Source organism: Deinococcus apachensis DSM 19763 (assembly GCF_000381345.1).
Taxonomy (GTDB): Bacteria; Deinococcota; Deinococci; order Deinococcales; family Deinococcaceae; genus Deinococcus; species Deinococcus apachensis.
Window position 1 is genome coordinate 73,911 of record NZ_KB906408.1, and the last position, 24,067, is coordinate 97,977.

23 protein-coding genes, 1 tRNA gene and 1 pseudogene are annotated in these 24,067 nt (G+C 67.0%); 17 read left to right on the plus strand and 8 right to left on the minus strand.

The features are described 5' to 3' along the window. Positions 1-15: 15 nt before the first annotated feature. Together F784_RS0115025 and F784_RS0115030 are read right to left on the minus strand one after the other, a co-directional pair. Positions 16-1,017: a ComEC/Rec2 family competence protein gene (locus F784_RS0115025; RefSeq protein ID WP_019587547.1), complete on the minus strand. Its 1,002-nt coding sequence runs from the start codon at positions 1,015-1,017 to the stop codon at positions 16-18. Beyond that, positions 1,014-1,307: a DUF3006 domain-containing protein gene (locus F784_RS0115030; RefSeq protein WP_245557886.1), complete on the minus strand. Its 294-nt coding sequence runs from the start codon at positions 1,305-1,307 to the stop codon at positions 1,014-1,016. The genes F784_RS0115025 and F784_RS0115030 overlap by 4 nt, the downstream gene beginning before the upstream one ends. A gap of 52 nt (positions 1,308-1,359) precedes the next feature. On the opposite strand from F784_RS0115030, the gene F784_RS0115035 reads away from it, so the two are divergent. From F784_RS0115035 to der, 12 genes are all read left to right on the plus strand, one after another. Continuing rightward, positions 1,360-1,884 (plus strand): GNAT family N-acetyltransferase, encoded by a 525-nt coding sequence (locus F784_RS0115035; protein WP_019587549.1) that lies wholly within the window; start codon positions 1,360-1,362, stop codon positions 1,882-1,884. A gap of 96 nt (positions 1,885-1,980) precedes the next feature. After that, on the plus strand, positions 1,981-2,622 hold the full coding sequence (locus tag F784_RS26285; protein ID WP_157465288.1) for a helix-turn-helix domain-containing protein: 642 nt from the start codon (positions 1,981-1,983) through the stop codon (positions 2,620-2,622). Then, the gene (locus F784_RS0115045) at positions 2,612-4,006 is read left to right on the plus strand and encodes a TldD/PmbA family protein (RefSeq protein ID WP_026332506.1); all 1,395 of its coding nucleotides are present in this window, start codon (positions 2,612-2,614) and stop codon (positions 4,004-4,006) included. The genes F784_RS26285 and F784_RS0115045 overlap by 11 nt, the downstream gene beginning before the upstream one ends. After that, positions 4,003-5,361 (plus strand): TldD/PmbA family protein, encoded by a 1,359-nt coding sequence (locus F784_RS0115050; RefSeq protein ID WP_019587552.1) that lies wholly within the window; start codon positions 4,003-4,005, stop codon positions 5,359-5,361. Before F784_RS0115045 ends, F784_RS0115050 begins: the two co-directional genes overlap by 4 nt. 259 nt (positions 5,362-5,620) lie before the next feature. Beyond that, positions 5,621-6,820 (plus strand): calcium/proton exchanger, encoded by a 1,200-nt coding sequence (gene cax, locus F784_RS23295; protein WP_019587553.1) that lies wholly within the window; start codon positions 5,621-5,623, stop codon positions 6,818-6,820. After that, positions 6,817-7,947 carry an aminofutalosine synthase MqnE gene (gene mqnE / locus F784_RS0115060; protein ID WP_019587554.1) on the plus strand — a complete coding sequence of 377 codons (1,131 nt, stop codon included), beginning with the start codon at positions 6,817-6,819 and terminating at the stop codon, positions 7,945-7,947. The genes cax and mqnE overlap by 4 nt, the downstream gene beginning before the upstream one ends. 1 nt (position 7,948) lies before the next feature. Continuing rightward, positions 7,949-8,290, plus strand: coding sequence for a nuclear transport factor 2 family protein (locus tag F784_RS0115065; RefSeq protein WP_019587555.1), 342 nt, complete (start codon positions 7,949-7,951; stop codon positions 8,288-8,290). A gap of 19 nt (positions 8,291-8,309) precedes the next feature. Continuing rightward, positions 8,310-9,167: a menaquinone biosynthetic enzyme MqnA/MqnD family protein gene (locus F784_RS23300; RefSeq protein ID WP_019587556.1), complete on the plus strand. Its 858-nt coding sequence runs from the start codon at positions 8,310-8,312 to the stop codon at positions 9,165-9,167. Between the two features lie 109 nt (positions 9,168-9,276). Beyond that, a complete protein-coding gene (locus tag F784_RS0115075) occupies positions 9,277-9,672 on the plus strand; it encodes an MGMT family protein (RefSeq protein ID WP_019587557.1) in 396 nt (131 codons plus the stop codon). Between the two features lie 94 nt (positions 9,673-9,766). Beyond that, the gene (locus F784_RS0115080) at positions 9,767-10,369 is read left to right on the plus strand and encodes a hypothetical protein (RefSeq protein ID WP_157465289.1); all 603 of its coding nucleotides are present in this window, start codon (positions 9,767-9,769) and stop codon (positions 10,367-10,369) included. Positions 10,370-10,430: 61 nt separating this feature from the next. Next, positions 10,431-10,640, plus strand: a complete 210-nt coding sequence (locus tag F784_RS0115085) for a hypothetical protein (RefSeq protein ID WP_019587558.1) — start codon at positions 10,431-10,433, stop codon at positions 10,638-10,640. Positions 10,641-10,965: 325 nt separating this feature from the next. Continuing rightward, entirely contained in the window at positions 10,966-12,291 is a 1,326-nt protein-coding gene (gene der, locus F784_RS0115090; protein WP_026332508.1) for a ribosome biogenesis GTPase Der, read from the plus strand. 57 nt (positions 12,292-12,348) lie between these two features. Here the strand turns inward: der and F784_RS0115095 are convergent, their stop codons facing one another. Further along, a complete protein-coding gene (locus F784_RS0115095; protein WP_019587560.1) occupies positions 12,349-12,696 on the minus strand; it encodes a hypothetical protein in 348 nt (115 codons plus the stop codon). Positions 12,697-12,802: 106 nt separating this feature from the next. On the opposite strand from F784_RS0115095, the gene F784_RS0115100 reads away from it, so the two are divergent. Further along, the gene (locus tag F784_RS0115100; protein WP_019587561.1) at positions 12,803-13,930 is read left to right on the plus strand and encodes a PQQ-dependent sugar dehydrogenase; all 1,128 of its coding nucleotides are present in this window, start codon (positions 12,803-12,805) and stop codon (positions 13,928-13,930) included. On the opposite strand, the gene F784_RS0115105 is transcribed toward F784_RS0115100, so the two are convergent. Next, positions 13,920-14,396 carry a GreA/GreB family elongation factor gene (locus F784_RS0115105; protein ID WP_019587562.1) on the minus strand — a complete coding sequence of 159 codons (477 nt, stop codon included), beginning with the start codon at positions 14,394-14,396 and terminating at the stop codon, positions 13,920-13,922. The two genes, F784_RS0115100 and F784_RS0115105, sit on opposite strands and share 11 nt — an antisense overlap. A 153-nt stretch (positions 14,397-14,549) precedes the next feature. On the opposite strand from F784_RS0115105, the gene F784_RS0115110 reads away from it, so the two are divergent. Beyond that, complete coding sequence (locus tag F784_RS0115110) at positions 14,550-15,029, plus strand: hypothetical protein (RefSeq protein ID WP_019587563.1); 480 nt, start codon at positions 14,550-14,552, stop codon at positions 15,027-15,029. A gap of 688 nt (positions 15,030-15,717) precedes the next feature. Here F784_RS0115110 and F784_RS25395 read toward each other — a convergent pair. The 4 genes from F784_RS25395 to nth form a co-directional block, all read right to left on the minus strand. Further along, complete coding sequence (locus F784_RS25395; RefSeq protein WP_083939238.1) at positions 15,718-20,199, minus strand: TSCPD domain-containing protein; 4,482 nt, start codon at positions 20,197-20,199, stop codon at positions 15,718-15,720. A 275-nt stretch (positions 20,200-20,474) separates the two neighbouring features. Beyond that, positions 20,475-21,191 carry a zinc ribbon domain-containing protein gene (locus F784_RS0115120; protein ID WP_019587566.1) on the minus strand — a complete coding sequence of 239 codons (717 nt, stop codon included), beginning with the start codon at positions 21,189-21,191 and terminating at the stop codon, positions 20,475-20,477. A 55-nt stretch (positions 21,192-21,246) separates the two neighbouring features. Beyond that, positions 21,247-22,485 (minus strand): MFS transporter, encoded by a 1,239-nt coding sequence (locus F784_RS0115125; RefSeq protein ID WP_019587567.1) that lies wholly within the window; start codon positions 22,483-22,485, stop codon positions 21,247-21,249. A 136-nt stretch (positions 22,486-22,621) separates the two neighbouring features. After that, the gene (gene nth, locus F784_RS0115130) at positions 22,622-23,287 is read right to left on the minus strand and encodes an endonuclease III (protein ID WP_019587568.1); all 666 of its coding nucleotides are present in this window, start codon (positions 23,285-23,287) and stop codon (positions 22,622-22,624) included. A gap of 83 nt (positions 23,288-23,370) precedes the next feature. Here nth and F784_RS0115135 point away from each other — a divergent pair, with 83 nt between their 5' ends. The 3 genes and pseudogenes from F784_RS0115135 to F784_RS27855 all read left to right on the plus strand — a co-directional run. After that, positions 23,371-23,592 carry a hypothetical protein gene (locus F784_RS0115135; RefSeq protein ID WP_019587569.1) on the plus strand — a complete coding sequence of 74 codons (222 nt, stop codon included), beginning with the start codon at positions 23,371-23,373 and terminating at the stop codon, positions 23,590-23,592. An 80-nt stretch (positions 23,593-23,672) separates the two neighbouring features. Beyond that, positions 23,673-23,748: transfer RNA gene (locus tag F784_RS0115140), tRNA-Trp, on the plus strand. A gap of 150 nt (positions 23,749-23,898) precedes the next feature. After that, a pseudogene (locus tag F784_RS27855) lies at positions 23,899-24,057 on the plus strand (hypothetical protein); the annotation flags it as partial. Positions 24,058-24,067: the final 10 nt, after the last annotated feature.

A 24,067-nucleotide genomic window follows, 5' to 3' on the forward strand; every position in this document is an offset into this window, starting at 1 on the left:
AATTAGGGCTGTCCCTCAGCGGTCCGTCGCCACCGTATACGTTCCGTCCGCGTTGCCCGTAAAGGTCACCGTGCCCTGACGGTCGGTGCGGTAGATGCGGACGCCGTTCGCCTTGTAGAGGTCGAGGGCGGTCTTGGTGGGGTGGCCGTAGTTGTTCTCACCCACGCCGATCACCACGTTCTCGGGGCGGACAGCGGCGAGCCAGGCCTGGTGGTCACCGTTCGCGGCCCCGTGGTGGATGCTCTTGTAGACCTGGAAGGGACCCCGCACCTCGGCGCGGTCCTCGGCGAGCCAGGCCTGGGTCTCGGGCTTCTCGCTGTCGCCGGTCATGAGCGCCCGGAAGTCGCCGAACTCCACCCGCAATCCCACGCTGTTGTCGTTCTGGTCGTCCCCCATCCCGGCGGGCGGGGCGATCACGCGCACCTTCACGCTGCCCAGGTTGACGACTTGCCCGTTGGCCTTCTGGAAGGTCGTTCCGTCCTTCTCCAGCGCCGCGACCAGCCTTTCCCAGGTCCGCGTGGTGCCCGCCAGCCCATTGTTGATGAAGAGCCGGGGCTTGGCCGTCTCGGCGGCGGGGATCAGGCCCGTGATGTGGTCGGCGTCGGCGTGGCTGGCGACCATCAGGTCGATGGAGTCGATGCCGTACGTTTGCAGGTAGCCCCGCATCCGGTCGCTGCTGCGGCCCCCGTCGTACAGCAGGGTCTTGCCTTCGGGACTGCGGATCAGGACGGCGTCGCCCTGCCCCACGTCGAGAAAGCGGATCGTGACCTGCCCGGCGGGCTGATTGTCCGTCTGGCCGTTCCCCCCCTGCTCCCCCCGGTCGCGCGCCGTGCAGGCCGCCAGGCTGGCCGTCAGCACGAGCACGAGCACGCCGAGCAGGTCGGAGGGGGTGGGGCTGCCCCGCTTGCCCCCGCGCCCCGCGGGCTTGGAACGGGAGGCCGCTTTTTTGGCGGTCCCCTTTGCGGCAGGGGCCTTTTTGGCCGGGGACTTGCGGGGGGCCGTCTTCTTCTCAGTCACAGGTCAATCTCCTCCCCAGGGCCGGGCGTGCTGTTCAGGGCCTCCAGGCGGCGCTGGGCCCCCTCGCGGCGGGCCTGGGTTTCAGCGGGCAGCCGCTCGACCGTCACCCCGTCGGGGCCGTCGCGCACACCCAGCACGTCCCCCTCGCGCACACCCTCCGGCAGGACGTGGAGCGGCACGTCGAAGGTCAGGCCGTCCTCCCGCTCCACCCGGGCCATCGGGCCGTGCGGGCTGTCCTCGATGCCGTCCACCGTCCAGCGTTCCTGTGCTCCTGGCTGCCCTTCCTTCACGTCCCCAGCGTAGCGCACCGCCGCCATTCTGCCCCTGTGCCACACTGCACCCATGCGGCACGACCTGACGCTAACCGAGGGCGACCTCACCCTGCGGCCCCTGATGGAGGCAGACATTGCAGGCCTCTGCGCGCTCGCCGCCGACTGTGCCCACGAGTTGCGGCTGATGGGCTCACCGCCGTCTTCCCCCGCCTACTACACGGCGGCGCTGGAGGCGGCGGACGCCCTGCCCTTTGTTGTGGAGGTGGGCGGCGAACTCGCGGGCAGCACCCGTTACGGCGATATCCGCGCCGCCCACGCCGGGCTGGAGATCGGCTGGACGTGGCTACATCCGCGCTGGCACGGCTCGGGCGTGAACCGCCGGATGAAGCTCCTGATGCTCACGCACGCCTTCGAGGACATGGGCATGGAGCGCGTGCAGATCAAGACCGACCTCCTGAACACCCGCAGCCAGCGGGCCATCGAGAAGCTCGGCGCCGTGCGCGAGGGCGTGCTGCGGCGGCATATGCGGCGGCCCGACGGCAGCATGAGGGACACGGTGATGTACTCGGTGACGCGGGAGGATTGGCCCGGGTGAGGGCACGGCTCGGCGAAATGGCCTAGCGGGAAGACTGGCCCCGCTTTTTCAACAAACCTGCTTTCCTTTGAAAGAGGGAGACGTCACAGTAAGGACGTGTCTTCCACGCCCACAACGTACGTGGTCCGGGACGAGGCCCAGCTCGCGGCCCTGATGGACGTGCGCTACGGGGGACACCTGCTCGTGCAGTTCCGGGGTGGGGCGACGGCGAGCGAGGCGGCGCGCAAATTGGGGGAGCCCGCCCCGCGCGTCACGTACCACGTGCGGCGGCTCGCGGCGCTGGGGCTGCTCATTCCGGCAGACACGGGGGGGCGGGGGCGCAGGCTAAAGCCCGTCGCCGACCGTTTCGTGGTGGCGCCCGAACTGCGGGGGTTGCTGCGCCGGGACGTGGTGCAGCCCTTCCTGGCCGCCCTCACGGACGCCTTCCTGGCGGCGGCGGAACTCGACCTGTCCGAGCACCTGCCCGAGGGCCTGCTGTACGACCTTCGACCGGGCGCGATGCGGACGAGCACCCAGCCCTCCTCCCCTCCCCACAGCCCCCGCGCCCTGGTTCGGATGGTGCGCCTGACGCCCGCCACCTTCGAGCGGGCCTGCGAGCAGGCGTGGGAGGTGTTCTCGGCGGTCGCCGAGGCGGACCCGGACGCGCCGGGAGCCCGGTACTTCACCCTCTCCCTGCTGGGGTTTCCGGGCACGATGCTGCCCCTCGCCAGCACAGAAAGGTCCACCCATGTTGAATGAAAGCCTCGCCAGCGAAGTCCTCACGCTCGCCCGCTCGGGTGGCGCGGACTTCGCGGAACTCTTTGTGGAAGACACCGTCTCGACCACCCTGCGCCTGCACCAGGGTGAGGTGAAGGACGCGGGCGGCGGAAACCTGTTCGGCGCCGGTTTGCGGCTGCTGTATGGTCCGCGCGTCGTCTACGCCTACACCAACGACGTGACGGAGTCGGGGCTGCGCGACCTGGCCGAACAGGTGGCCCGGGCGCGCGGCGGGGCGGGTGAGGTCAGCCGTGAGGGTGCGGGCGGCCTGGACTTCCGCCGCCTTGACGCCAAGCCCCTCTACGTGGCCCGCGACCATCCCCTGCACGCGGCCAAACGCGACAAGCTCGCCCTGATGCGGCGGGCACACGGCGGCGCGGCGGGCGTGGGCGACGTGAAGACGGTGGACGTGAACTACCTCGACCGGGTGCAGCGGGTGCTGATCGCCAACTCGGAGGGGCTGTGGGCCGAGGACGAGCGGGTCTGGACGCGCCTCTCGGTCAGCGCCATCGCGCAGGACGGCACGCTGCGCGAGACGGGCTACTACGGCCCCGGTTCCGGGCAGGGCCTGGAGTTTTTCGACACGGTGACGCCCGAGAACATCGGCGCGGAGGCGGCCCGGATCGCCAACGCGATGCTGCGCGCCGGATATGCGCCCGCCGGGAAACTGCCCGTGGTCATTGGCAACGAGTTCGGCGGCGTGATCTTCCACGAGGCCTGCGGGCACATCCTGGAGACGACCGCCGTGGAGAAGAACGCCAGCGTGTTCGCCGACAAGCTGGGACAGAAAATCGCCCACGAGTCGGTGAGCGCCATCGATGACGGCACTATTCCCGGCTCGTGGGGCATGGTGACCGTGGACGACGAGGGCATGCCGGGCGAGCGCACCGTCCTGATCGAGAACGGCGTGCTGAAGTCCTTCATGGTGGACCGGGTGGGCGAGCTGAAGACCGGGTACAAACGCACGGGCAGCGGGCGGCGGCAGAACTACACCTACGCGCCCGCCAGCCGGATGCGCTCGACCTTCATCGACCGTGGCGAGGAGACGCCCGAGAGCCTGATCCGCCAGGTCCCGCTCGGCATCTACGCCCGCAAGATGGGCGGCGGCAGCGTGACGCCCGGCACCGGGGATTACAACTTCGCGGTGAACGAGGCGTACATGATCCGGAACGGCGAGATCGCGGAGCCGCTGCGGGGCGCCTCGCTCGTCGGGAACGGGGCGCAGGACCTGAGAAACATCGTGGGCGTGGCGGGCGACCTCGCGCTGGGGCAGGGTATGTGCGGCAGCATTTCCGGCTCGCTGCCCACCGACGTGGGCCAGCCGCACATCCTGATCTCGGAAATCACCGTGGGAGGCCGCGCATGACCGCAACAACCGAACAGCAACTCAGCCTCGAGGACGCCCGCGCCTACCTCCTCGACCGTGCCCGGGAGCGCGGCGTGACGCTGGAGGTGTACGGCGAGCGGGGCACCTCCACCAGCGTGAAGGCCTTCCAGGGCGAGGTCAGCGAGTTCAAGCTCTCTGCTCGGCAGGGCGTGGCACTGCGGGCGCTGGTGAAGGGCGCGTGGGGCTACAGCTTCACCGAGAACTTGTCGCCGCCTGCCCTGGACCGGGCGCTCGACAGTGCGGTCGAGAATGCCGAACTCGTCGCTCCAGAGCCGGGCGCGGGCCTCCAGAACTGGCCGCCTCCCCCCGCCCTGGACCTGTACGGCGAGGGACTGAGCGGCGTGACGGTGGAGCAGAAGGTGGGGGTGGCCCTGGAACTCGACCGCGCCGCACGGGAAGCGGACCCGCGCGTAACCAGCCTGCCCTACGGGGGATACTCCGACAGCGACGCCCAGCGCCTCGTCGGCAATACCGAGGGCCTGGAGCGCGGGGCACGCGAACTTCACGCGATGCAGTACGCCTACCCCCTGGTGAGCGAGGGCGGGCAGAACAAGATGAAGGGCGACTGGCAATTCACCCGCGAGTTCACCGAACTCGACCCCACCCGCACGGCCCTCTCGGCGGTGGAAAAGGCCCTCGCGCTGCTCGGCGCCAAACCCGCCCCCAGCGGCACCTTTCCGGCGATCATCAGCGGGGAGTGCCTGGGCGAACTGCTCGCCCTCTTCTCCGTCATGTTCAGCGGCAAGATGGTCGAGGAGGGCAAGAGCCCGCTGGCCGGGCGCCTGGGCGAGACTATCGCCAGCCCGCTCGTCACCCTGCTCGACGACCCCACCCTGCCGCGCGGGCTGAACTCGCGCGCCTTCGACGCTGAGGGCTGCCCGAGTGCGCCCCTTGCGCTGATCGAGAACGGGAAGCTCGCCGCCTTCATGCACAACGCGCAGACCGCCGCCCGCGCGGGCACGACGAGTACCGGTCACGCCGCCCGCTCCGGCCTCCAGGGAACGGTGGGCGTGGCTCCCAGCAACCTGATCCTGCAACCGGGCAGGACGGAGGGAACCGCCGTCGCTTCCGGTCTCACGGGCGTGCGCGTCACGGGCGTCTCCGGCGGGCACGCGGGGGCGAACCCGATCACTGGCGACTTCTCCCTCCAGGCCGAGGGCTTCTGGGTGGAAGGCGGCGAGGTCCAGCACCCGCTGGAGGTGTTCACCGTGGCGGGGAACATCCTCGACCTGCTCGCGGGCATCGAGGCCGTGGGCAACGAGCTGCACGAGACCCAGTACGCCGTGGCCGCGCCCGACGTGCGGGTGGAGGCGCTGGCAGTCGGCGGGGCGTAGGCCGGGCGGGCGCCTACAGAGGCAGCCTTGACCTTCGGGCTGCCTCTGCCTGCCCAGCCCGCTCACCCCCACCCGACCTCCCCCTCAAGGGGGGCTTTTTCGTCGTTCTACACGCTCTCCATCAGAGGGGCCACTTGTGGACGCGTCCAGATTCCACCAGGAGCGCGGCGTCGGAACAAGCCCTCTCCCTCCCAGCCGAACGTTCACAACTCCCCCACCCTCCCGCCGGGGGCCTCCGCTTGCCCCTTAAACTCCCCACATGGTCATGAATCTGTTGCTGATCTTCATCCCGATCAGCCTGCTTCTGGAATATGTGTTCCGGGCGCCGCCGCTGTGGATCTTTTTCACGGCGACGGTCGCCATCATCCCGCTTGCCGACTGGCTGCGAAAGGCCACCGAGCAGGTCGCGGCGCGGGCCGGGCAGACCATCGGCGGGCTGCTGAACGTCACCTTCGGCAACCTGGCGGAACTGATCATCGCCATCTTCGTGCTGCTGGGGGGCAACATCACCGTCGTGAAGGCGCAGATCACCGGCAGCATCATCGGGAACGCGCTGCTGGGGCTGGGGCTCGCCATCTTGATCGGCTCCTTCGGGCGGCGGCGGCAGAAGTTCAGCGGGGAGAACGCCAGCCAGCTCAACTCGATGCTCTTTCTGGTGGTGATCGCGCTGCTGATCCCGGCGCTGTTCGACTACACCGAGCGCCTCCCCGCGTTCACGGCGGGCGGTGAGGTCCTGCGGCAGAACCTGGAGGAGCACCTCAGCCTGGGCGTCGCCATCGTCCTCATCGTCGTGTATGCCCTGAACCTCGTGTACACCCTGGTGACGCACAAGGACGTGTTCGCGCTGAGCGAGGAGGGCGAGGAACACCACGGCCCCCTCTGGCCGGTGTGGCGCGCGGGTGCCGTCATGGTGGGCGCCACCGCCCTGATCGCCCTGGAATCCGAGATGCTCTCCGGCGCGCTGGAGGCGACGAGCAGCACGCTGGGCCTGAGCCCCTTCTTCCTGGGCATCATCGTGCTGGCGGTCGTCGGCAACTTCGCGGAATACATCGCGGGGAGCTACTTCGCCCGGCAGGGCAAGATCGGGCTGGCGATCAACATTGCCGTGGGCGCGACGATCCAGGTGGCCTTATTTACCGCGCCGCTGCTCGTGCTGATCTCGTACTTCATCGGCAGGCCCATGAACCTGGTCTTCTCCAGCCCGCTGGAACTCGTCGCCATCGTGGCCGTCGCGCTGACGGTCACCACCGTGACGAAGGACGGCGAGGCGACGTGGTTCGAGGGCGTGCTGCTGCTTGCCGTGTACCTGCTGCTGGCGCTGGCCTTCTTCTTCGTGACGCCGCAGGAGGGGGAAGGAAGGCCCGCCGCGCTCCAGGGTCCGGCCAGCCCTCAGCTGCTGGTGGAACATCCCGTGGGCGGGACACTTTCCATCCCGCACCCCGCTAGACTCCCCGCATGAAGTGGCTGCGTGACCCGGGCCTCACGCCCATCGCCGACAAGGTCGAGGCGGGCGAGCGTCTCTCGTTTGACGAGGGAATGCGGCTGTACCACACCCGCGACCTCAACGGGCTGATGCGGCTGGCGAATCGGCAAAAGGAGCGGCTGCACGGCGACAAGGTGTATTTCGTTCACTCCATGCGGCTGGAATTCACCAATATCTGCTACGTGGGCTGCACCTTCTGCGCCTTCGCCGCCCGCAAGGGCGAGGAGCGCGCCTGGGACTACTCGCCGGGCGAAGTGGTCGAGCAGGTCCGGCGCCGCTACCTCCCCGGCATCACCGAGTTGCACATGAGCAGCGGGCACCACCCCAACCACCCGTGGGACTACTACCCCGAGATGGTGCGGCGGCTGCGGTCAGTCTTCCCCGACCTTCAGGTCAAGGCCTTCACGGCGGCCGAGATCGAGCACCTGAGCAAGATCAGCAAGAAGCCCACGCTGGAGGTGCTGCGCGAACTCCAGGCGGCAGGCCTGGCAGCGATGCCGGGCGGCGGCGCGGAAATCTTCGCCGACCGGGTGCGGCGTCAGGTCGCCAGGAACAAGGTGAAGGCCGAGAAGTGGCTCCAGATTCACCGCGAGGCGCACTCGCTGGGGATGCGGACGAACGCGACCATGCTCTACGGCCACATCGAGACGCTGGAGGAGCGGCTGGACCACATGCACCGTCTGCGGGAGTTGCAGGACGAGACGGGGGGCTTCCACGCCTTCATCCCGCTCGCCTTCCAGCCCCTCGGGAACACGTTGGCGCAGAACCTGGGCAAGACCGACTTCACGACCGGGCTGGACGACCTGCGGAACCTCGCCGTGGCGCGGCTCTACCTCGACAACTTCCCGCACATCAAGGGCTACTGGGTGATGATCGGCTCGGAGCTGACGCAGGTGAGCCTGGACTGGGGCGTCAGCGACATCGACGGCACCATTCAGGAGGAACACATCGCGCACGCGGCCGGGGCTACCTCGCCGATGGCCCTCTCGCAGGCGGGCATGGTGCGGATGATCCAGCACGCCGGGCGGGTGCCTGTGCTGCGTGACGCCTATTACAACGAGCTGGAGGTTTTCGGGCGCCCCGGGGTGGAGGCGGCGGACTAGTGTGCCTGCCGAAGACCTCGATGCCGTGCTGGCCCTCGACGACGCCTGGAACGCGGCCTACCACCACCGCGACCCGGGGAGGATGGCGATGATTCTCGCCGACGACTGGATGGCCTTTTTCCCCGACGGACAGGTCGTGTTCAAGCCCGACCTGCTGGAGGGCATGCGCCACAACCCCCCCGCCGCCCTGATGTTTGAGCGCCACGCGGCCCGCGTCTTCGGGGATACGGCGGTCACGCGCGGCACGCTCTACGCGGACGGCGGGCGGATGCAGAGCTTCCTGCGCGTGTACGCACGGCGCGGGAGCGAGTGGCGGGCGGTCAGCGTGCAGGTGGTGCCGTGAGGGGAAACCGGAGGCGCCCATGACCTACCGCGCAGGCTGGATTCACTACACCAACGTCGCCCCCATCCTCGACCGTTTGGTGCTGCCGACCGGCGTGACGGCGGTCACGGGCGTGCCGACCGAGATGAACGCGGCCCTCCTCGAAGGTCGGGTGGACATCGCCAATATCAGTGTGGTGGAGTTCATCCGCAACGCCTACCGGCTGGAGGCGCTCCCCGACTTTTCCGTGAGCGTGCTGGGGCCGGTGTACTCGGTGAACCTCTTCCATACCGTGCCGCTCCCGGCGCTGCGGCGGGTGGCCCTGACGGCCCAGAGCGCGACGAGCGTGGCGCTGCTGGAGGTCGTGCTGGCGGCGCGGGGCCTCGCCCCCACCCTGGAACGGGTGGAGGGCGAGGCGGAGGACCTGCTCGCCTGCGGCTACGACGGGGTGCTGCGGATCGGGGACAGCGCGCTGCGCGAGTGGTACCGGGTGACCGGACCGCTGACACCCGAAACGACCATGACCACCCTGCCGCACATGGGCCGGGGCATCACCGTCACCGACCTGGCGGAGGAGTGGTTCCGGCTGACCGGGCATCCCTTCGTGTTCGCCGTATGGGCGTACCGCAGGGACGCGCCGCCCCCGGTGGGGCTCGTGCAGGCGATGCGGGAGGCGCGGCGCGAGGGGATCGGGCACCTGGCCGACGTGGCGGCCCGGCACGCGGCGAAGCTGGGACTTCCAGAACGGGTCGTGCAGCACTACCTCTGGAACTTCCGCTACCACCTGGAGGCGCCCGACCGGCTGGGGCTGGGCGAGTTCGCCGCGCTGGCGGTGCCGGGGCATGCCCCGCTGCGCTTTGGGCCAAGGCCGGGAACGCCACGGGAGCTGGCCCCCTGACTCCGGAACTAGACCCCGCCTGTCAGCTCTGCGGGTAGGCTGGGGCCATGCACCCGGAGACGAAGGCGAGGCCCGAAACGGCAGTGGAGGCGGACAGGGGGGCTACTCCGTGACGAGTGAGGGCCTGGAGAACGTGCCCGAGGGGACCTTCCGCGAGCGGGTCCTCGCCCTGGTCGCCCGCATTCCGCCGGGGCGGGTGATGACGTACGGGCAGCTCGCGCTGCTCGCCGGGCGGCCCGGACCGGGGGGGGCGCGGCTCGCGGGTTTCGTGCTGGGCAGCCTGGCGGGGGGCTCCCAGACTGAGGGGGAACCGTTGCCCTGGCAGCGGGTGATCAACGCGCAGGGCCGGGTCAGCACCCACAAGCTCGGCTTCGGGGACATGCAGGAGCGGCTGCTGGAGGCCGAGGGGGTGACGTTCGACGAATCCGGCCGCTGCGACCTCGCCCGGCTGCAATGGTGGCCGCCCGAGGAGGGCCGGGACGCTCCGCCGGACGTGCTCCTCTGAGGATGGACGGGAACAGCGAAATGTGCGCTTCACCGCGTGCGCGTGAAGGAATTCGGTGAGGAACGTCCCCGGGAACGCGGCGTATCCTGACGCCATGAAGCGAACGAGGCACAGCAGGTGGGTGGCGGGGGACGTGGCGTCCTGGATGCTGGGTGTGACGCTCGGCCTGATTCTGGGGGTTGCGCTCCTGATCATCGCGCCCCGCGTGGGCAAGGCGCAGGGGGAGGCGGCCCCCAGCGCCGAGGGCACCATCGCCGCGCCCGCCGAAACCGGGGGGGGAACGGCCGGATCGGGAGGCCAGGCGGCCCAGGGCACGCAGACGGAGACCACCGGGGGCGCGGCAGGAAGCGCGGCCACCGAGGGCGACGCCGCCACAGGCACCGAGGCCGGGAGCGTGGCCCAGCCAGGCTCGGCGGGCACGCCCACCCAGGGCACCCGCGAAACCATGACGGGCGACGGCCAGACGGGCAGCGACCTGGTGTCGGAGGACGCCACGACGCCCACTCCGAGTTCGTCGGATACGGGTACGGCCTCAGGCACGGGCGGCAGCGCCGGTCAGGCGGCCACCGGCACCTCCGGCGAGGGTGAGGCGGCGGGAGGGACCACCGGCGGTTCCCCGGCAGGCAACGCGGCGAGCACCCAGAACGGGGGCAGCACCGAGCAGGCGGCCCCCGCGGACAGCGGCAGCGAACAGTAGGACAGCGGCGGCGGTCCCGGGGGCAATGCCCAGGCTGGGCAGACCGTCTTTGCGAGCAACTGTGCGGGCTGCCGCGGCGGGCGGGCTGGGTCCCAGCCTCGTCGCGGCGAACGGCCCGACGGAGTGGACCCTGGCGCCGTTTAGCGAGGCCGTTCAGCAGGGCCACGCCCCCGACCACGAACTCGCGCCCACCATGCCGCGCTTCTCGCCCCAGCAGATCACCGACGCCAACCTCGCCGACATCCAGGCCTATCTCAAGGCCCTCAGATAAAAGCGATGGGTGGAGCGTCGCCCCGGAAAGCCTGGGGCGGCGCTCCTCTTTTCTGGTTACCAGAGGGCCAAAAAAACCGCCCTCTCGGACGGTGATGGAAAAAGGATAGCGTGGGATGCAGGGGAAGTCAAATTATGCAGGCGACTCTTCGCGGGCCGACCTCCTCACCAAGAACCGCCAGCCGGGGGAGAAAGCCTCACTTTTTGACCGACTGGGTGAGGCTATACTTTTTCACCTATGGCCCGGTCAGCCTGAAGGGGCGGTGGGCAGCGGCGAACTTCCTCCTGACGCCGGAGGGGGCTCGACACCGAAAGGAGCGTCGAACATGCATAAAGTAGCAATTGTGGGCCGACCCAATGTCGGCAAATCCAGCCTGTTCAACCGCCTGGTGGGGCGGCGCGAGGCCGTGGTGGCCGATTTCCCGGGCGTGACGCGGGATGCCAAGGAAGGGCTGATGCTCTACCACAACCACCGCATCACGCTGGTGGACACGGGCGGGCTGTGGAGCGGCGACGAGTGGGAACAGGCCATCCGCGAGAAGGCCGAGTGGGCGATGGAGGGCGCGCAGGCGGTGATCTTCCTGCTCGACCCGCGCGAGGGCCTCTCGGCCGCCGACTATGAGGTGGCCGAGTGGCTGCGGAAGCTCGGCAAGCCGGTGATCGTGGTCGCCAACAAGATCGACAGCCCCAAGCATGAGGTCTACCTGGCCGAACTGTGGGGCCTGGGCTTCGGCGACCCGGTGGCGATCAGCGCCGAGCACGCCCGTGGCCTGGACGACCTGATGGACCGCGTGATGACGCACCTCCCCGCCGACGACGAGGACGTGCCGGAGGTCGCGCCCATTCGCATCAGCCTGATCGGGCGCCCGAACGTGGGCAAGTCGAGCCTGCTGAACGCGATCACGCAGAGCGAGCGGGCCATCGTGGCGGACCAGCCAGGCACGACCCGCGACAGTCTGGACGTGGAGTGGAACTACGGCGGGCAGCGCTTCGTGCTCGTGGACACGGCTGGGATTCGGCGCAAGCCGGACACCGCCATTGAGGAATACTCCATCCAACGCAGCGAGGCGGCCATCGAGCGCAGCGACCTGATCTGGCTGGTGGTGAACGCGACCGAGATCGGCGACCACGAACTCAAGCTCGCCAACCTCGCCTACGCCAGCGGCAAGCCCGTGATCGTGGTCGTGAACAAGTGGGACCTCGTGCCCGACGAGGAGCTGAAGCGCACGGAGAAGGAGCTGAACCAGAAACTCCACCACATCTCCTTCGCGCCGCGCGTGTACACCAGTGCGATCAACGACTACGGCATCCACGAGATGCTGGCCGAGGCGATGAAGCTGCACGAGAAGTGGCAGAGCCGCATCCCCACTGCCGAACTCAACCGCTGGCTGGAAATCTGGCAGATGCGCCAGGCGGTGCCCAACTTCGGCGGCAAGAAGCTCAAGATGTACTTCATGACGCAGGTGGAGACGGCGCCGCCCACGTTTGCGATCTTCTGCAACCGCGCCGACTTTGTGACCCGCGCCTACGAGGGCTTCCTCCAGAACCGCATCCGCGAGGACCTGCAATTGGCGGGGGTTCCGGTGCGTCTGAAGTGGAAGGAGAAGGGGCCGTACAAGAAGGGGAAGAAGGGCGAGGCAGCCGAGGCATAAGGGACTGGAGCTCGTCACGGGTGGACTGAAGGAAGCCTCGGTCCACTTTTTGGCTTTCTACACGCCTTCCTCCTCCTCCCGCATCGCCACCCAGTCCTCCCAGGCGAGCGCGGGCAGCAGCGCGAAGCTCCCGACGAACAACGAGGCGAGGGCCGCGGGGAACCGGACCCTCGTCTTGCCCCGCAGCACGAGGTACAGGGCGCCCAGGGTACTCAGCACGCCGATGTCCATAAACATCACCCGCGCAAAGGCACTGCGCCGCAGCGTCTCCCACACCCCGAGGTCGCCGGGCCGCCCCCGCCCCAGGACGGCGGTCAGGACGAGCAGGGCGAAGAGTACGGCGTAAAGACGCAGGCGGTCGGGACTGGGGGTGCGGTACTTTGCGAGGGCCTGGGGAGGGGTCATGCCCCAGCGTACTTGCCTGAGACTCAGGGGGCTGCTCGGCCCCTCCTGTTGCCGCCCCGTTTGCCCCGTTACAGTCGTGCCCCGGGGCGTCAGGGCACACTGACCCATGTCCCCCCGACTTCGCCGCGCCGCGTGGCTCCTCAGCGCTGGCCTGCTGGCCGTTCCCGTCTGGGCACAGAACAACGTGCCCCAGGTGCGCTTCGTCCCCTTCGTGAGCGGGCTTGATGAGGTCACCACGCTCACGAACGCGGGCGACGGCTCCGGGAGCCTGTACGCCACCCTGCAGGGCGGGCAGGTGCGCGTGATTCAGAACGGGAGGGTCCGCGCCGCGCCCTTCCTCGACGTGAGCAGCCGGACGAGCGCGGGTGGGGAGCGCGGCCTGCTGGGGCTTGCCTTCGACCCGAATTACAAGACGAACCGCCGCCTGTACGTCCACTACACCGACCGGGGTGGGGACACGGTGCTGGCGCGGTACACCGCCACCGCCGACTTCTCGCGGGCCGATCCCGCCAGCGCGAAGACGCTCTTCACCACCCAGCAGCCCTTCGCCAACCACAACGGCGGGCAGCTCGCCTTCGGCCCCGACGGGTTCCTGTACCTGGGGCTGGGGGACGGCGGTTCGGGGGGCGACCCGTACAACAACGGGCAGAAGCTGAGCACGCCCCTCGGGAAAATCCTGCGCTTCGACGTGCGGGGGGACGCCGCCAAGCCCGCTCCCGGCAACCCCTTCCTGAACCGGCAGGGCGCCAACCCCAACATCTGGGCCTACGGCCTGCGCAACCCCTGGCGCTTCTCCTTCGACCGGGCGACCGGTGACCTCATCATCGCCGACGTGGGCCAGAACTCCTTCGAGGAGGTCAACCGCCAGCCCCGTGCGAGCAAGGGCGGCGAGAACTACGGCTGGCGCATCCGGGAGGCCCGGACCTGCTACGACGCGGATGTCTGCCGGACCCAGGGCCTCACCGACCCCGTGCTGCAATACGGCCGCGACGAGGGCCAGAGCATCACGGGCGGGTACGTGTACCGCGGGAGCGCCATTCCCGCCCTGAAGGGTCAGTACGTCTTCGCCGACTTCGGCACGGGCAACGTCTGGGCCTCGCGCACGGGGGGGCAGACCTGGAGCAAGGCGAGAATTGGCAATGTGCAAAACCCCTCGACCTTCGGGGAGGACGAGACCGGGGAACTGTACGTGGCCGAGTACGGGACGGGCCGGATTCTGAAGCTCAGCCGCTGACGTTCTGCACGCGGTAATTCGCCTGGCGCCGTCCCAGGTTCACGGTGAACGTCTCCCCCACCCGGCGCCCCAGCAGTTCCCGTCCCACCGGGCTCTCGGTGCTGACGCGCGGCAGCTCGCCCGCCACGGCGGAAGCCTCCAGCGGATTGACGAGTTGCAAGCGCAGTTCGCGGCCCGTCTCCACGTCGAGCAGCGTGACCACCGCGCCCAGCATGGCCCGGTCGTCCCCGTCCCCCGCCCGCTCGATGATGACGGCCCGCGCGAGGCTGTCCTCGATATCAGCGATCCGGTCCTGAATCGCCATCAGCTCGCGCTGGGCGGCCTCCAGCCCCAGGTTCTCGTTCTCGTTGGCGTGCATCTGCTCCTGCACCACGCGCCGGGCCTCGTCCAGCCGCTCGTACTCATGCGTCAGCGTCCGCCGAAGGCGTTCAAAACCGTTCTGGGTCAGTTCGATCTTCTGGGTCACCGGCGCCTCAATTCAGGTGCGCGCATTGTGGCACAGCCAGGCGAAGGAAACGGACGAGGTTGGGGAACCTGTCCAGCCCGGTGCCGGGTTTCCCAAGCCCCGTCCACCCGCCCTTCATCTATTCCGGCCCGATCACCCGTGAGACTTCCGGCCATGAAACACGCGCGTCCCGCCCTGATCCTGACGGGTGCCCTGCTCGTCACCGCCCCCGCCCAGCAGGCCCAAGCCACCGTGTTCGAGAAGGCCCGGTTCGTCTTTCACCTCGGCGCCGCCTACTACGCCTTCAACACCTGGGTCTGGAAGCCGTACCGCCAGTACAAATTCCAGACGGGCGCTCCCGGCCAGCGCTCCGCCATCGTCAAGGCGGGCCTGGCGTTGGCCTTCGCCGCCTATCAGGTCAACTCGGCCATCAAGATGACCCGTAACACGCAGGACCCCTTCCTGCAACGCATCGGCTCGCTGCTGCCGGGCTACAGCAAGTCGCTGACCCAGGTGGGCAACGACCTGAAGACGGGCCGCTTCAACGAGCAGGGAATTCAGAACCTCAACACCCAGACGACCTACTTGCTGAACACCGCTGAGGGCCAAGGGCAGACAATCCGGCCAGTGGCGGTGCCTATTCCGGGATTGTGAGGATTATAGGCTAAGTACCGACAGCCAATGAAATATATGCGGTTGATTACGGGCTTAGATAGTAGATATGATTATCGTCTCTAACCCTAATGCCCTCGTCCTACTTCATCAACTCTAGTTCTAAGGATCAAAACTGTATACATAATTGCCATAATAGTAGCCGCACCTATGGAAGTTAAAGATGCTCTTCCATACAGGAGAACTACACCTGCAGATAGGGCAGCCACCGCTGGCATATGGTAAAAAAGAGTTACTTTCGCCCTCCCGGTTTTTATTCCTGTAAAGGGTATGGAGTAGCTTCTATTTACAGACGTGATATTCGATACAAGAGCCGGAATACTTAACTCCTGTTCTATTGCTTCAGCAACTTGAACAGCTCCAATCAAAAGTATGTGGTAATAGTATCTATCCATAATATAGAGCGACAGTCAAGGCACCAAAAATCCCAGTAGAAGAAGGCCCATTCTTTCACTTGGGGCGTCTTTTGAGAGAGTTGCAACACCACCGAAGGCAGCCCCAGCAAAAATAAATGATAGTCCTCTAATTATTAAAATAATGTCGTTGAAATGCTTTGTCTGATCTAGACACTGCTTCCAAACCTCGAACTTAGTCTTAAACTCTTCACTTCCAGGTTCCATCCAGCCTCCAAAATTAGAAGGAGGGAATTACCCCTCCTTTTCCGGCTACTTCACCCGCACTTGCTGTACCCGCACGCCTGGCACTTCAGGCATCCTTCCTCCCGAATCACAGCCTTTTCCTCGCACACCGGGCAGTGTTCGCGGCTCATGCCGTCCATGCTCTCGACGTTGACCCCACTCGGCTCGGCGGGGGCAACCGGGGGCAGGTCCACGCTGGCCCCAGCGAGGGGCGGGAGCGCGGCGGCCTCCATGTCCTTGGCGAAGGTCTCCAGGGCGACAGCGATCAGGTCGGCCTTGGAGCCCACCAGGCGACCGTTGTAGCTGCCGTACAGCCCGCCGTTGATGCCGCGCAGGGTCTTGATGAGGGCCTGGGCAGGAACGCCATGCTGGAGGGCGATGCTCACCACGCGGCCCAGCGCCTCGGAGTCGGCGTTCGCCTCGTCGCCCGCGCGCCCGCTGATGACCATGACCTCGATGGGCTTGCCATTCAGGTGGTTGACAGTGACCAGGAAGGAGCGGCGGTGCCCGCTGGTGGGGTCGGTGAGCTTGACCATGTCGGTGATGCCGCTCAGACGGGCGGGACGCTCGTAAACAGGGGTCGCGGGCAGGGTGGGACGTGCGGGGGCGGCGGGAACCGGGGCCGGTACGGGCTGCACCTCGACCTTCGGCGCCTCGGGAACGTTCTCCTCCATCACCTCAGCGGCGGCCTGGGCAGGCTCTGCCTCCACCTTCTTCTCCTTCTTCTTGCTGGTGCTCAGCACCTGGAACTGGCGGGAGCCGTCGCGGTACACGGTGATGCCCTTGCAGCCGGTGCGGTACGCCTCGCTGTAGGCGTCCTGCACGTCCTGCACGCTGGCCGAGTTGGGCAGGTTGATCGTCTTGCTCAGGCTGTTGGCTGCGTGCTGCCCACCGTCGTCAAAGGCTCGCTGCACGGTGCCCTGCATCCGCACATGGTCCTCCGGCTTGATGTCATGGGCGCACACGAAGACCTGTTGCAGCGCCTCGGGGATGAAGGCGAGGCCCACCACCGAGCCGTGGTTCTCGGACACGGCCTCGGTCACCTTGTCCCAGTCCCAGCCGCCGTCCTTCTCCAGGCCAGCGGGGGCGGGGTACTGGTTGAGCAGCTCCACAAACAGCGGGGCGAGGAGCGCCCGGTACTCCGAACCGATCTTGCGCCAGATGAAGGGGCTGAAGATGGGCTCGATGCCGGAGGAGACGCCCATCAGCATGGAAGTCGTTCCAGTCGGCGCGACGGTCAGCACGGCGACGTTGCGGCGCGGGCCGTGCGGAATCTTCTTCGCGCTGCGCTCGTAGACGGGATACACGCCGCGCTCCTGGCCCAAGCGCTCGCTCTCGGCGACGGCTTCCTCCCGCAGGGCGCTCATGATCTCGTAGATCGCCTGACGCCCGGCCTCGTTGTCGTAGCGCAGCCCCATCTTGATTAGGGCGTCGGCCAGGCCCATCACCCCCAGCCCCAACCGGCGCAGGTCCTGCGAGGCGACCCGGTTATCCTCCAGCGCAAAGACGTTCACGTCGAGCACGTCGTCGAGGAAGCGCACGCAGGTGCGGACGTCAGCGCGGAAGGTGGCGTGGTCGAAGGTGCTGCCCTTGACGTAGGCGGCGAGATTGATGGCGCCGAGGTCGCAGGGCTCGCCGATGGTGAGCGGAATTTCCCCGCAGTTTTGCGTATTTACGTATGCAAAACGAGGCTTCCTGTTGGTGCCGACGGATTCATGATGCCCAATGTAATAGTTATGGAAATCATCAACGGTACCGTTGTAGACATCCTCCACACCACATTCCCTCACCGAGATGACACGATGGTTGGCAACGGATGCATGCTGTTCCAATGCACCGAAGGTAGGTACTCCTCCAGGGTGCAGGCGAACAGGAATGCCTCCCGTCTTACAAAAATCTTCCCATTCTTTCTTAAATGGTCGACGACCGAGCTTAAACTTCAGATCGTTGAAGGCTTTAATCTGCAATTCTGCTGTCCGACGAGCCTTAGCATTTTGAGCAGCACGAGCCTTTGGAGCTCCAAGGGCAGACGCGCGCTTACGGCCGCAGGTGGTGCAATAGGCAACCTCGCGCGTTGACCAAGAGCGCTCAAAGTGATCTCCACAGTCTTCGCATGCCTTTGTAACAATGGGATAGTAATTTCCCTCGTGACGTACAGAAATGTATCCCGATTCTTTGGCATCTCGATACATATCAATGTTACGAAGCGTTTGCCTACCTTTACCAGTACCTCTTGGAAGAACTGGCAGATCGAGTTGCCGTGCTACACGCTCGGAAATATCGTTTACAGTTCCAATTGCCTCAACCCGGTATTCAGCCATGTGCTGAGGAAGTCCGCGTTCTGAAGCGAATTCGTACCACTCAGCAGTCGTGAACCCACGACCTATGGCTTGAGTCAGCTCCCGGGCGGCCTCCAGAATCTCGTCATGGCTGACTCCGCTGAACCTCCCATTATTTTCTCCACCAACGGCCTCTGAAAGCTTTTCAAGATAGTTCTGTTTCTCTTCTTTGCTCAGAGTTTTATACCAACGGCCTCGCATAGGGTTATTTTCACCCAACATGCGCTCCCGATGAAGAGCATCATGATCGTCCTTATTCATTACTTCAAGGTTCGTCATGGCATTGTTTAAGCTGTTGTGGTCTTTGTGATGCACAACCTCGTATCGTGTCAGCTTTCGCTGAAGCATGAAGGCGGCAATCAGTCTGTGTTCTCCGCTGGGCTGTCCCTTCCCCGTTGTTGCCCACACATAGTCATTGCTACGTCCCTTTCGGAGGGCCGGAATAGCCTCAGGCAGCGTGGCGACAAAACGGGTCAGTGATGCAATCGAGTCACCGGGAACAAGATCAATGGAAGCCTTTTGCGTACCGTCTGTAAGGTTGAACTTGTGATTACCTGTAGCTTTGACTTTTAGGCCATCATCAAACTCAACTTCATACACCACCTGAGACAGACCTGTGACACGAGGGTTACGCATCCAACGAACAGTTACCCGGCCTCGATCATCACGTGTGTAAACGGGAACGTCTTTGCTCTCCTCGGCGAGTTGCTTAAACGAGACTGCACCACGTCCATCAGCAACTGCGACAAGAGTGTCCCCCGTGACGCAGGGATTTGTGCTGCGAATTTCATACCGCTTCCCCAGGTTTTTCAGCGCGCTGAACTCATTCACCCGGTCCACGAAGATCAGCCCCGGCTCGCCCGTCGCCCAGGCGTGCTGCGCGATCTGGTCCCACAGCCACTTTGCGGGAATCCCAGGCCGTTTGTCTGCGGGGTTGTAGCGGCCCTGGGGAGCCGTCCTGTACAGCGGCACGCCCCGCGCCCCATCCTCGGCCCGGTCGGGAAGTGTGGGCAGGCGACCGTCGTACATCCCGCTCTGCGATTCGAGGTAGTACTTGCCGGGCACGTCCTGCACGTCCACATGCCACAGCCCGTCGCGCTCCAGCGTCTGCCAGAACTTCTCGGTGACCAGGATGGAGATGTTGAAGGTGGAGATGTCCCCTTCCGCCGCCTCGCGGTCGAGATCCTTGGCGGTCAGGAAGTCCAGGACATCGGGGTGCTCGATGGAGATGGTCGCCATCCCGGCGCCGCGCCTCGTTCCGCCCTGCCTCACAACTCTGAGGACAGGCGCATACACAAAACGCAGTGTATTGATCGGCCCGCTCGTCTCCCCACCCCGATTGGCCCACTCCAGGAAGTTGTCGAAAATCTCCATGAGGAAGGAGACGGGGCCGGAACTCGTGCCGCCGGAGCCCTTGATCGGGGCGCCCTCGGGCCGCATCTTCGAGAGGTCAATGCGCGGCTCGACGCCCACCTTGGCGCTCTCGGCAACCGAGCGGGCCGCGTCGACGATGCCGCCCATGTCGTCCGCGACCGGCTGCACACCTTCGGGCAGCGCGCGGACAATCTGCACCCCGTTCACCCGGGCGCTGGCGACGAGGTCGGCGGGAATAGCGTGGCCATACACCACCCGGGTCCAGTTCCGCACCGCGACGGGCTGCTTCTCGCCGTCGGGCTGGGTGGGGGGCCGCATCAGCCCCTCGATGAAATCCGTCACGTCGGGGTGGGTGGCGCTCATATAGGCCCAGCCGCGCACGCCCGCGTCGGGACGGCTGGAGGCGGCGCGCGGCGTGTACACGTCGAGGTTCACCCCGTTGCCACCGCCCACCTTGGTCACTAGGGCAAGCTTCTTGGCGACCTCCATGACGCCGTCGAAGCTCTCGGGGGCGTGTTCTGTTGCCCCCTGAACGAAGCAGTTCAAGACGTTCCCGTGCTGTGTCCCCGCCCCTGCCAGCACGCGCCCGCCCGGGCAGAACTTCTTCTCGGCCATCAGGTCGTAGTACTTCTGCGCCCACTCCAGCCGCGCCTCCGGGGTCTCCGCGTCCGCCACCCAGTCGGCGATGCGGTGGAACATGCCGCTCAGATCACCGTCCCCCGCCTGGAGGTACTGCCTCTTGGCGATATGGTGCGCGTTCTCGTCGAAGTTGCTCAGGGTGCGGTCGGGCGTAGTGGTCATGCGGGGGCTCCTTGGGAAACGGGACACCAGAAGGCCTCACCTCCTGCGGGGAGGAGGTGCGGGGGCGGATGGGGTGGCCCGGTCGGGAGGGCCGCTCTCAGATGTCAAACTGTAGCACCCGCACGGTCGGCGTACAATCTCTTGTACTCCATCCCCATCTGGTGTACAAGATACGGCCCCGAACGCCTGGTTCGGGGCCGAAGAAGGGGGGATGGGTGGGCAGCAAGCGGCTCAGGCTATTGGAGAGGCGTTCCGCCCCTGAGCACCGCCCACCCTCAACTTAGCTTGACGAGGAAGCGCCCGCACGAGGGGCACTTGACGGGCGGCAACTTGCCCTGGGCGGCTTTTTGCTGCACGTTGACCGGGAGCATCACGTTGCAGCCGGTGCAGCGGCCCCCGCGAATCTCGACCAGGCCCAGGCCCTTTTTGGCCCGGCGGATCAGGTCGTATTCCTTGACGGTGCGCGAGTCGATGCCCGCCACCAGCCGGGCACGTTCCTGCCGGGCACCCTCGCCCTGGTCGCGCAGACCCTGCACCCGCGCCTCGTCCTCGGCCTCCAGGGCTTCGAGCTGGGGGCGCAGGGCACGGTGCGCGCCGCGCAGCTCGGAAGCGCGGGCGGTCAGCTCGCGCTGGCGCTCGCGGAGCGGCGTGAGGTCCTCGTCCATCTCCTCGGCGCGCTCGGTGAGCATCTGGATGCGGCTGCCGTACTGGCTCTGGGCGCGGGCGTCGAAGGCGTTCTTGTCCTGCTCCTCGCGCGCGCGGCTGACCTGGTCACGGGTGCCCGCAAGGTCCTGCTCAAGCTGGCGAATCTGCTTTTCCACGCCCTCCAGGGTGATCTCGGTGTCCTCCAGGTCGTTGTTCAGGCGCTCCTGCTGGGCGCGGGCGCCTCTCAGGGCCTCCGGGACACTGTCCTCCTCGGCCCGCAGCCGGTCGAGGTCCAGGTCAAGCTCCTGCACGCGGTACAGGCTCTGAAGGGGTCCGGTGTCACTCATCGGGGCCAGTGTACCCCTGCCTGACGCGCGGGGCGCCGGGCCATCCTTTAAGTCTTTAGGGAGTAGCCTCCCCACTCGCCCGGGCTGCCGGATGCCCGCTGCGGCGAGCGGGGCGGAACAACCCCAGGTAGATCAGCACCACGCTCCCCGCGTACATCAGCAGGGTCCAGGCGAACAGCACGTTGAAGGCGAGGCCAAAGGGCAGCATCCCCCGGATCACACCGGAGACCAGGCTGCTGACCGCCCAGCCCGCGTCCCAGGCGATCACGTTGACCGCGGAATACATCGGGCGGTCCTCGTCGGGAAGGGCGGTCATCGCGTAGGCGCTGTAAACCGGCCCGGCCGCGTTCATCAGCGCCCCGCGGGTGAAAAGGGCCACCGTGACCATCCACAGTTCGGGCGCGAAGCCCAGCACGGCCAGGAAGGGGAGGCTGGCGGCCTGCACCGTCAGCACGGCGGTGAGCTGTCCGAAGCGCCGCACCAGCAGGGGTTGCAGCAGCGCCGTGGTCGCCGTGGCGAGGCTGGTCCAGGCGAAGAGGGTGCCCAGGCTGGCGTAGTTCACGTGGAACTTGCCCTCGATGAACACGTTCAGGAAGGGGATGGTCGCCCCCGCCCCCAGCCCCACGAGGACGTTGGGGGCGACCAGCCGGATCATCGTGAGTTTGTCGCGGATGGCGAGGGACCGGCCTTCCGGGCGCGGTTTGCCGCTGGGCCGCAGAAACAGGACCGGGAGGAGCCCCGCAAGCTGGAAGGCCGCCGAGACGAGCAGCGCCACCCGCAGGGCGCTCAGGCTGTCGGGGGCCACACCCGCCGCCGCCCCGTACAGCTCCGGCACCCGCCCGCCCAGCAGGTTGCCCAGGAAGCCCGCCCCGGTCATCAGGGCGCTCTGCACGCTGAAGAGGGTGACCCGGGTACTCTCGTCGCTGTGGTTCGCCATGAAGGGTGAGCCGGAGACGGAGAGGAGCGCGGCCCCCGCCCCCTGCACGAGCGCCCCCGCAATCGCCAGGACGGGCCCCCCCGCCGAAGCCAGCAGCACGGCCCCGGCGAGGCTCAGCACGCTGCCCACCTTGATCGTGTGCGCGTTGGAGATGCGGCGGGCGAGCGCCACGGCGGGCAGGCTCAGGCAGGCCAGGGTGAGCGCCGGGAGCGCGTTCACCAGCCCCTGCCACTCCGCCCCCAGCCCCAGCGCCCGCAGGTAGAAATTGAGAAAGAGCGCCGCGAAGGCCTGCGACAGCCCGAAGGTGAAGGCCGAGGTGAGGTACAGCCAGACCTGCCGGGAAAAGCGCCAGGTCATGCTGGCCCCCGCCCCGCGGCTCTGCGAGTCCGGCGGGGAGTGGGAAGGGGGGAGTGGGGAGTGGGAAAAGTGCGGCGGGAGCGGGAAGCAACTGCTGAAGCCCCCACTGCCCACTGACCACGCGCCACTGACCCCCTCACGCCTCCACCCCGACCTTCGGGCAGAAGTCCCGCATCAGGCACTCCGGGCACCGGGGCTTGCGGGCCAGACACACCCGGCGGCCATGCAGGATCAGCCCGTGGTGCAGAAAGACCCAGCGATCCCGGGGAAAGAGACGCTGGAGGTCCCGCTCGACCTTGTCCGGGTTCGTCTGTGCACTCAGCCCCAGGCGCCGGGCGAGGCGGCCCACGTGGGTATCGACCGCGATGGCGGGGTAGCCGTAGGCGTTGCTGAGGACCACGTTCGCCGTCTTGCGGCCCGCGCCCGGCAGGGCGACGACGGCCTCGAAATCGTTGGGCACCTCGCCGCCGTGCCGTTCCACGAGCAGCCGGGCCAGGGCGGCGAGGTTGCGCGCCTTGGCCCGGTACAGGCCGATGGAGCGGATCAGGGGTTCGAGGTCCTCCGGGGTCGCCTCACTCATGGCGTGCGCGTCGGGGTAGCGGGTAAATAAGGCGGGGGTGGCGGCGTTCACGCTCACGTCGGTGGCCTGGGCGCTCAGCACGGTGGCGACGAGCAGTTCGAAGGGAGTCCTGAACTCCAGCTCGGTGCGGGCGTCCGGGTACAGGGTCTCCAGCGCTGCCAGCACCAGTGGGGCGCGGGTCTGAGCCCCCTCGGGCAGGGGCGGAGGGGTTTGGCGGGTCACGCGGGGCAGCCTACACCCGCCCCCCGCCGCCCGTCTGCGGAGGAGGGACGCAACTTTGGGCGCAGCCACCCCGTACCTGAGGTATGCGAGTCCTTTCCCTGATCTTCGGCATTCTCGCCGCGCTGGGGCTGCTGCTGGGCCTGCTTCCCTTCTTCGGCTGGCTGAATTGGATCTTCGTGCTGCCGCCCGCCGTCCTGGGCCTGGTGTTCGGCGCTCTCGCCCGTGACCGGGGCGCCATGACCCTGAGCGTGGTCGTGGCGGTGCTCGCGGCCCTGCGGCTGATGCTGGGCGGCGGCGTGCTGTAGGGTGGTCACCCTTGCGCGCCCCTGGGGCCTCCTGCTATAGTGCCCGGGCTTGCGCGCAGGCTTTGCCCCGCGCCGCACCCGGGTCCTTAGCTCAGTTGGTAGAGCGGCGGTCTCCAAAACCGTAGGTCGTGGGTTCAAGTCCTACAGGGCCCGCCATAATAAAGCCCCGCCTAGCGCGGGGTTTTTGCTTTTGGTAAGAAGCCGATTGTGCTCCAGTTTGATACTCCGGTGTAGTAGCGGTGTAGTAGAACCGGCTTCTTCTCCGCCACCCAGCACCCTGCCCATCTTGACTACAAAATGCTGGGGATGGCTCGTCGACAGTGGCTTACATATGAGGAGGCACGGGCAGCAGTTCGTGCCGCAGGCTGGAAAACGCAGGCAGAGTACCGCGCCCATCGGCAGGAGGTACCGGGCCTCCCCAGTTCACCAGCTACGACCTACGCTGAGTGGACGAACTGGCGGGATTTCCTAGGCA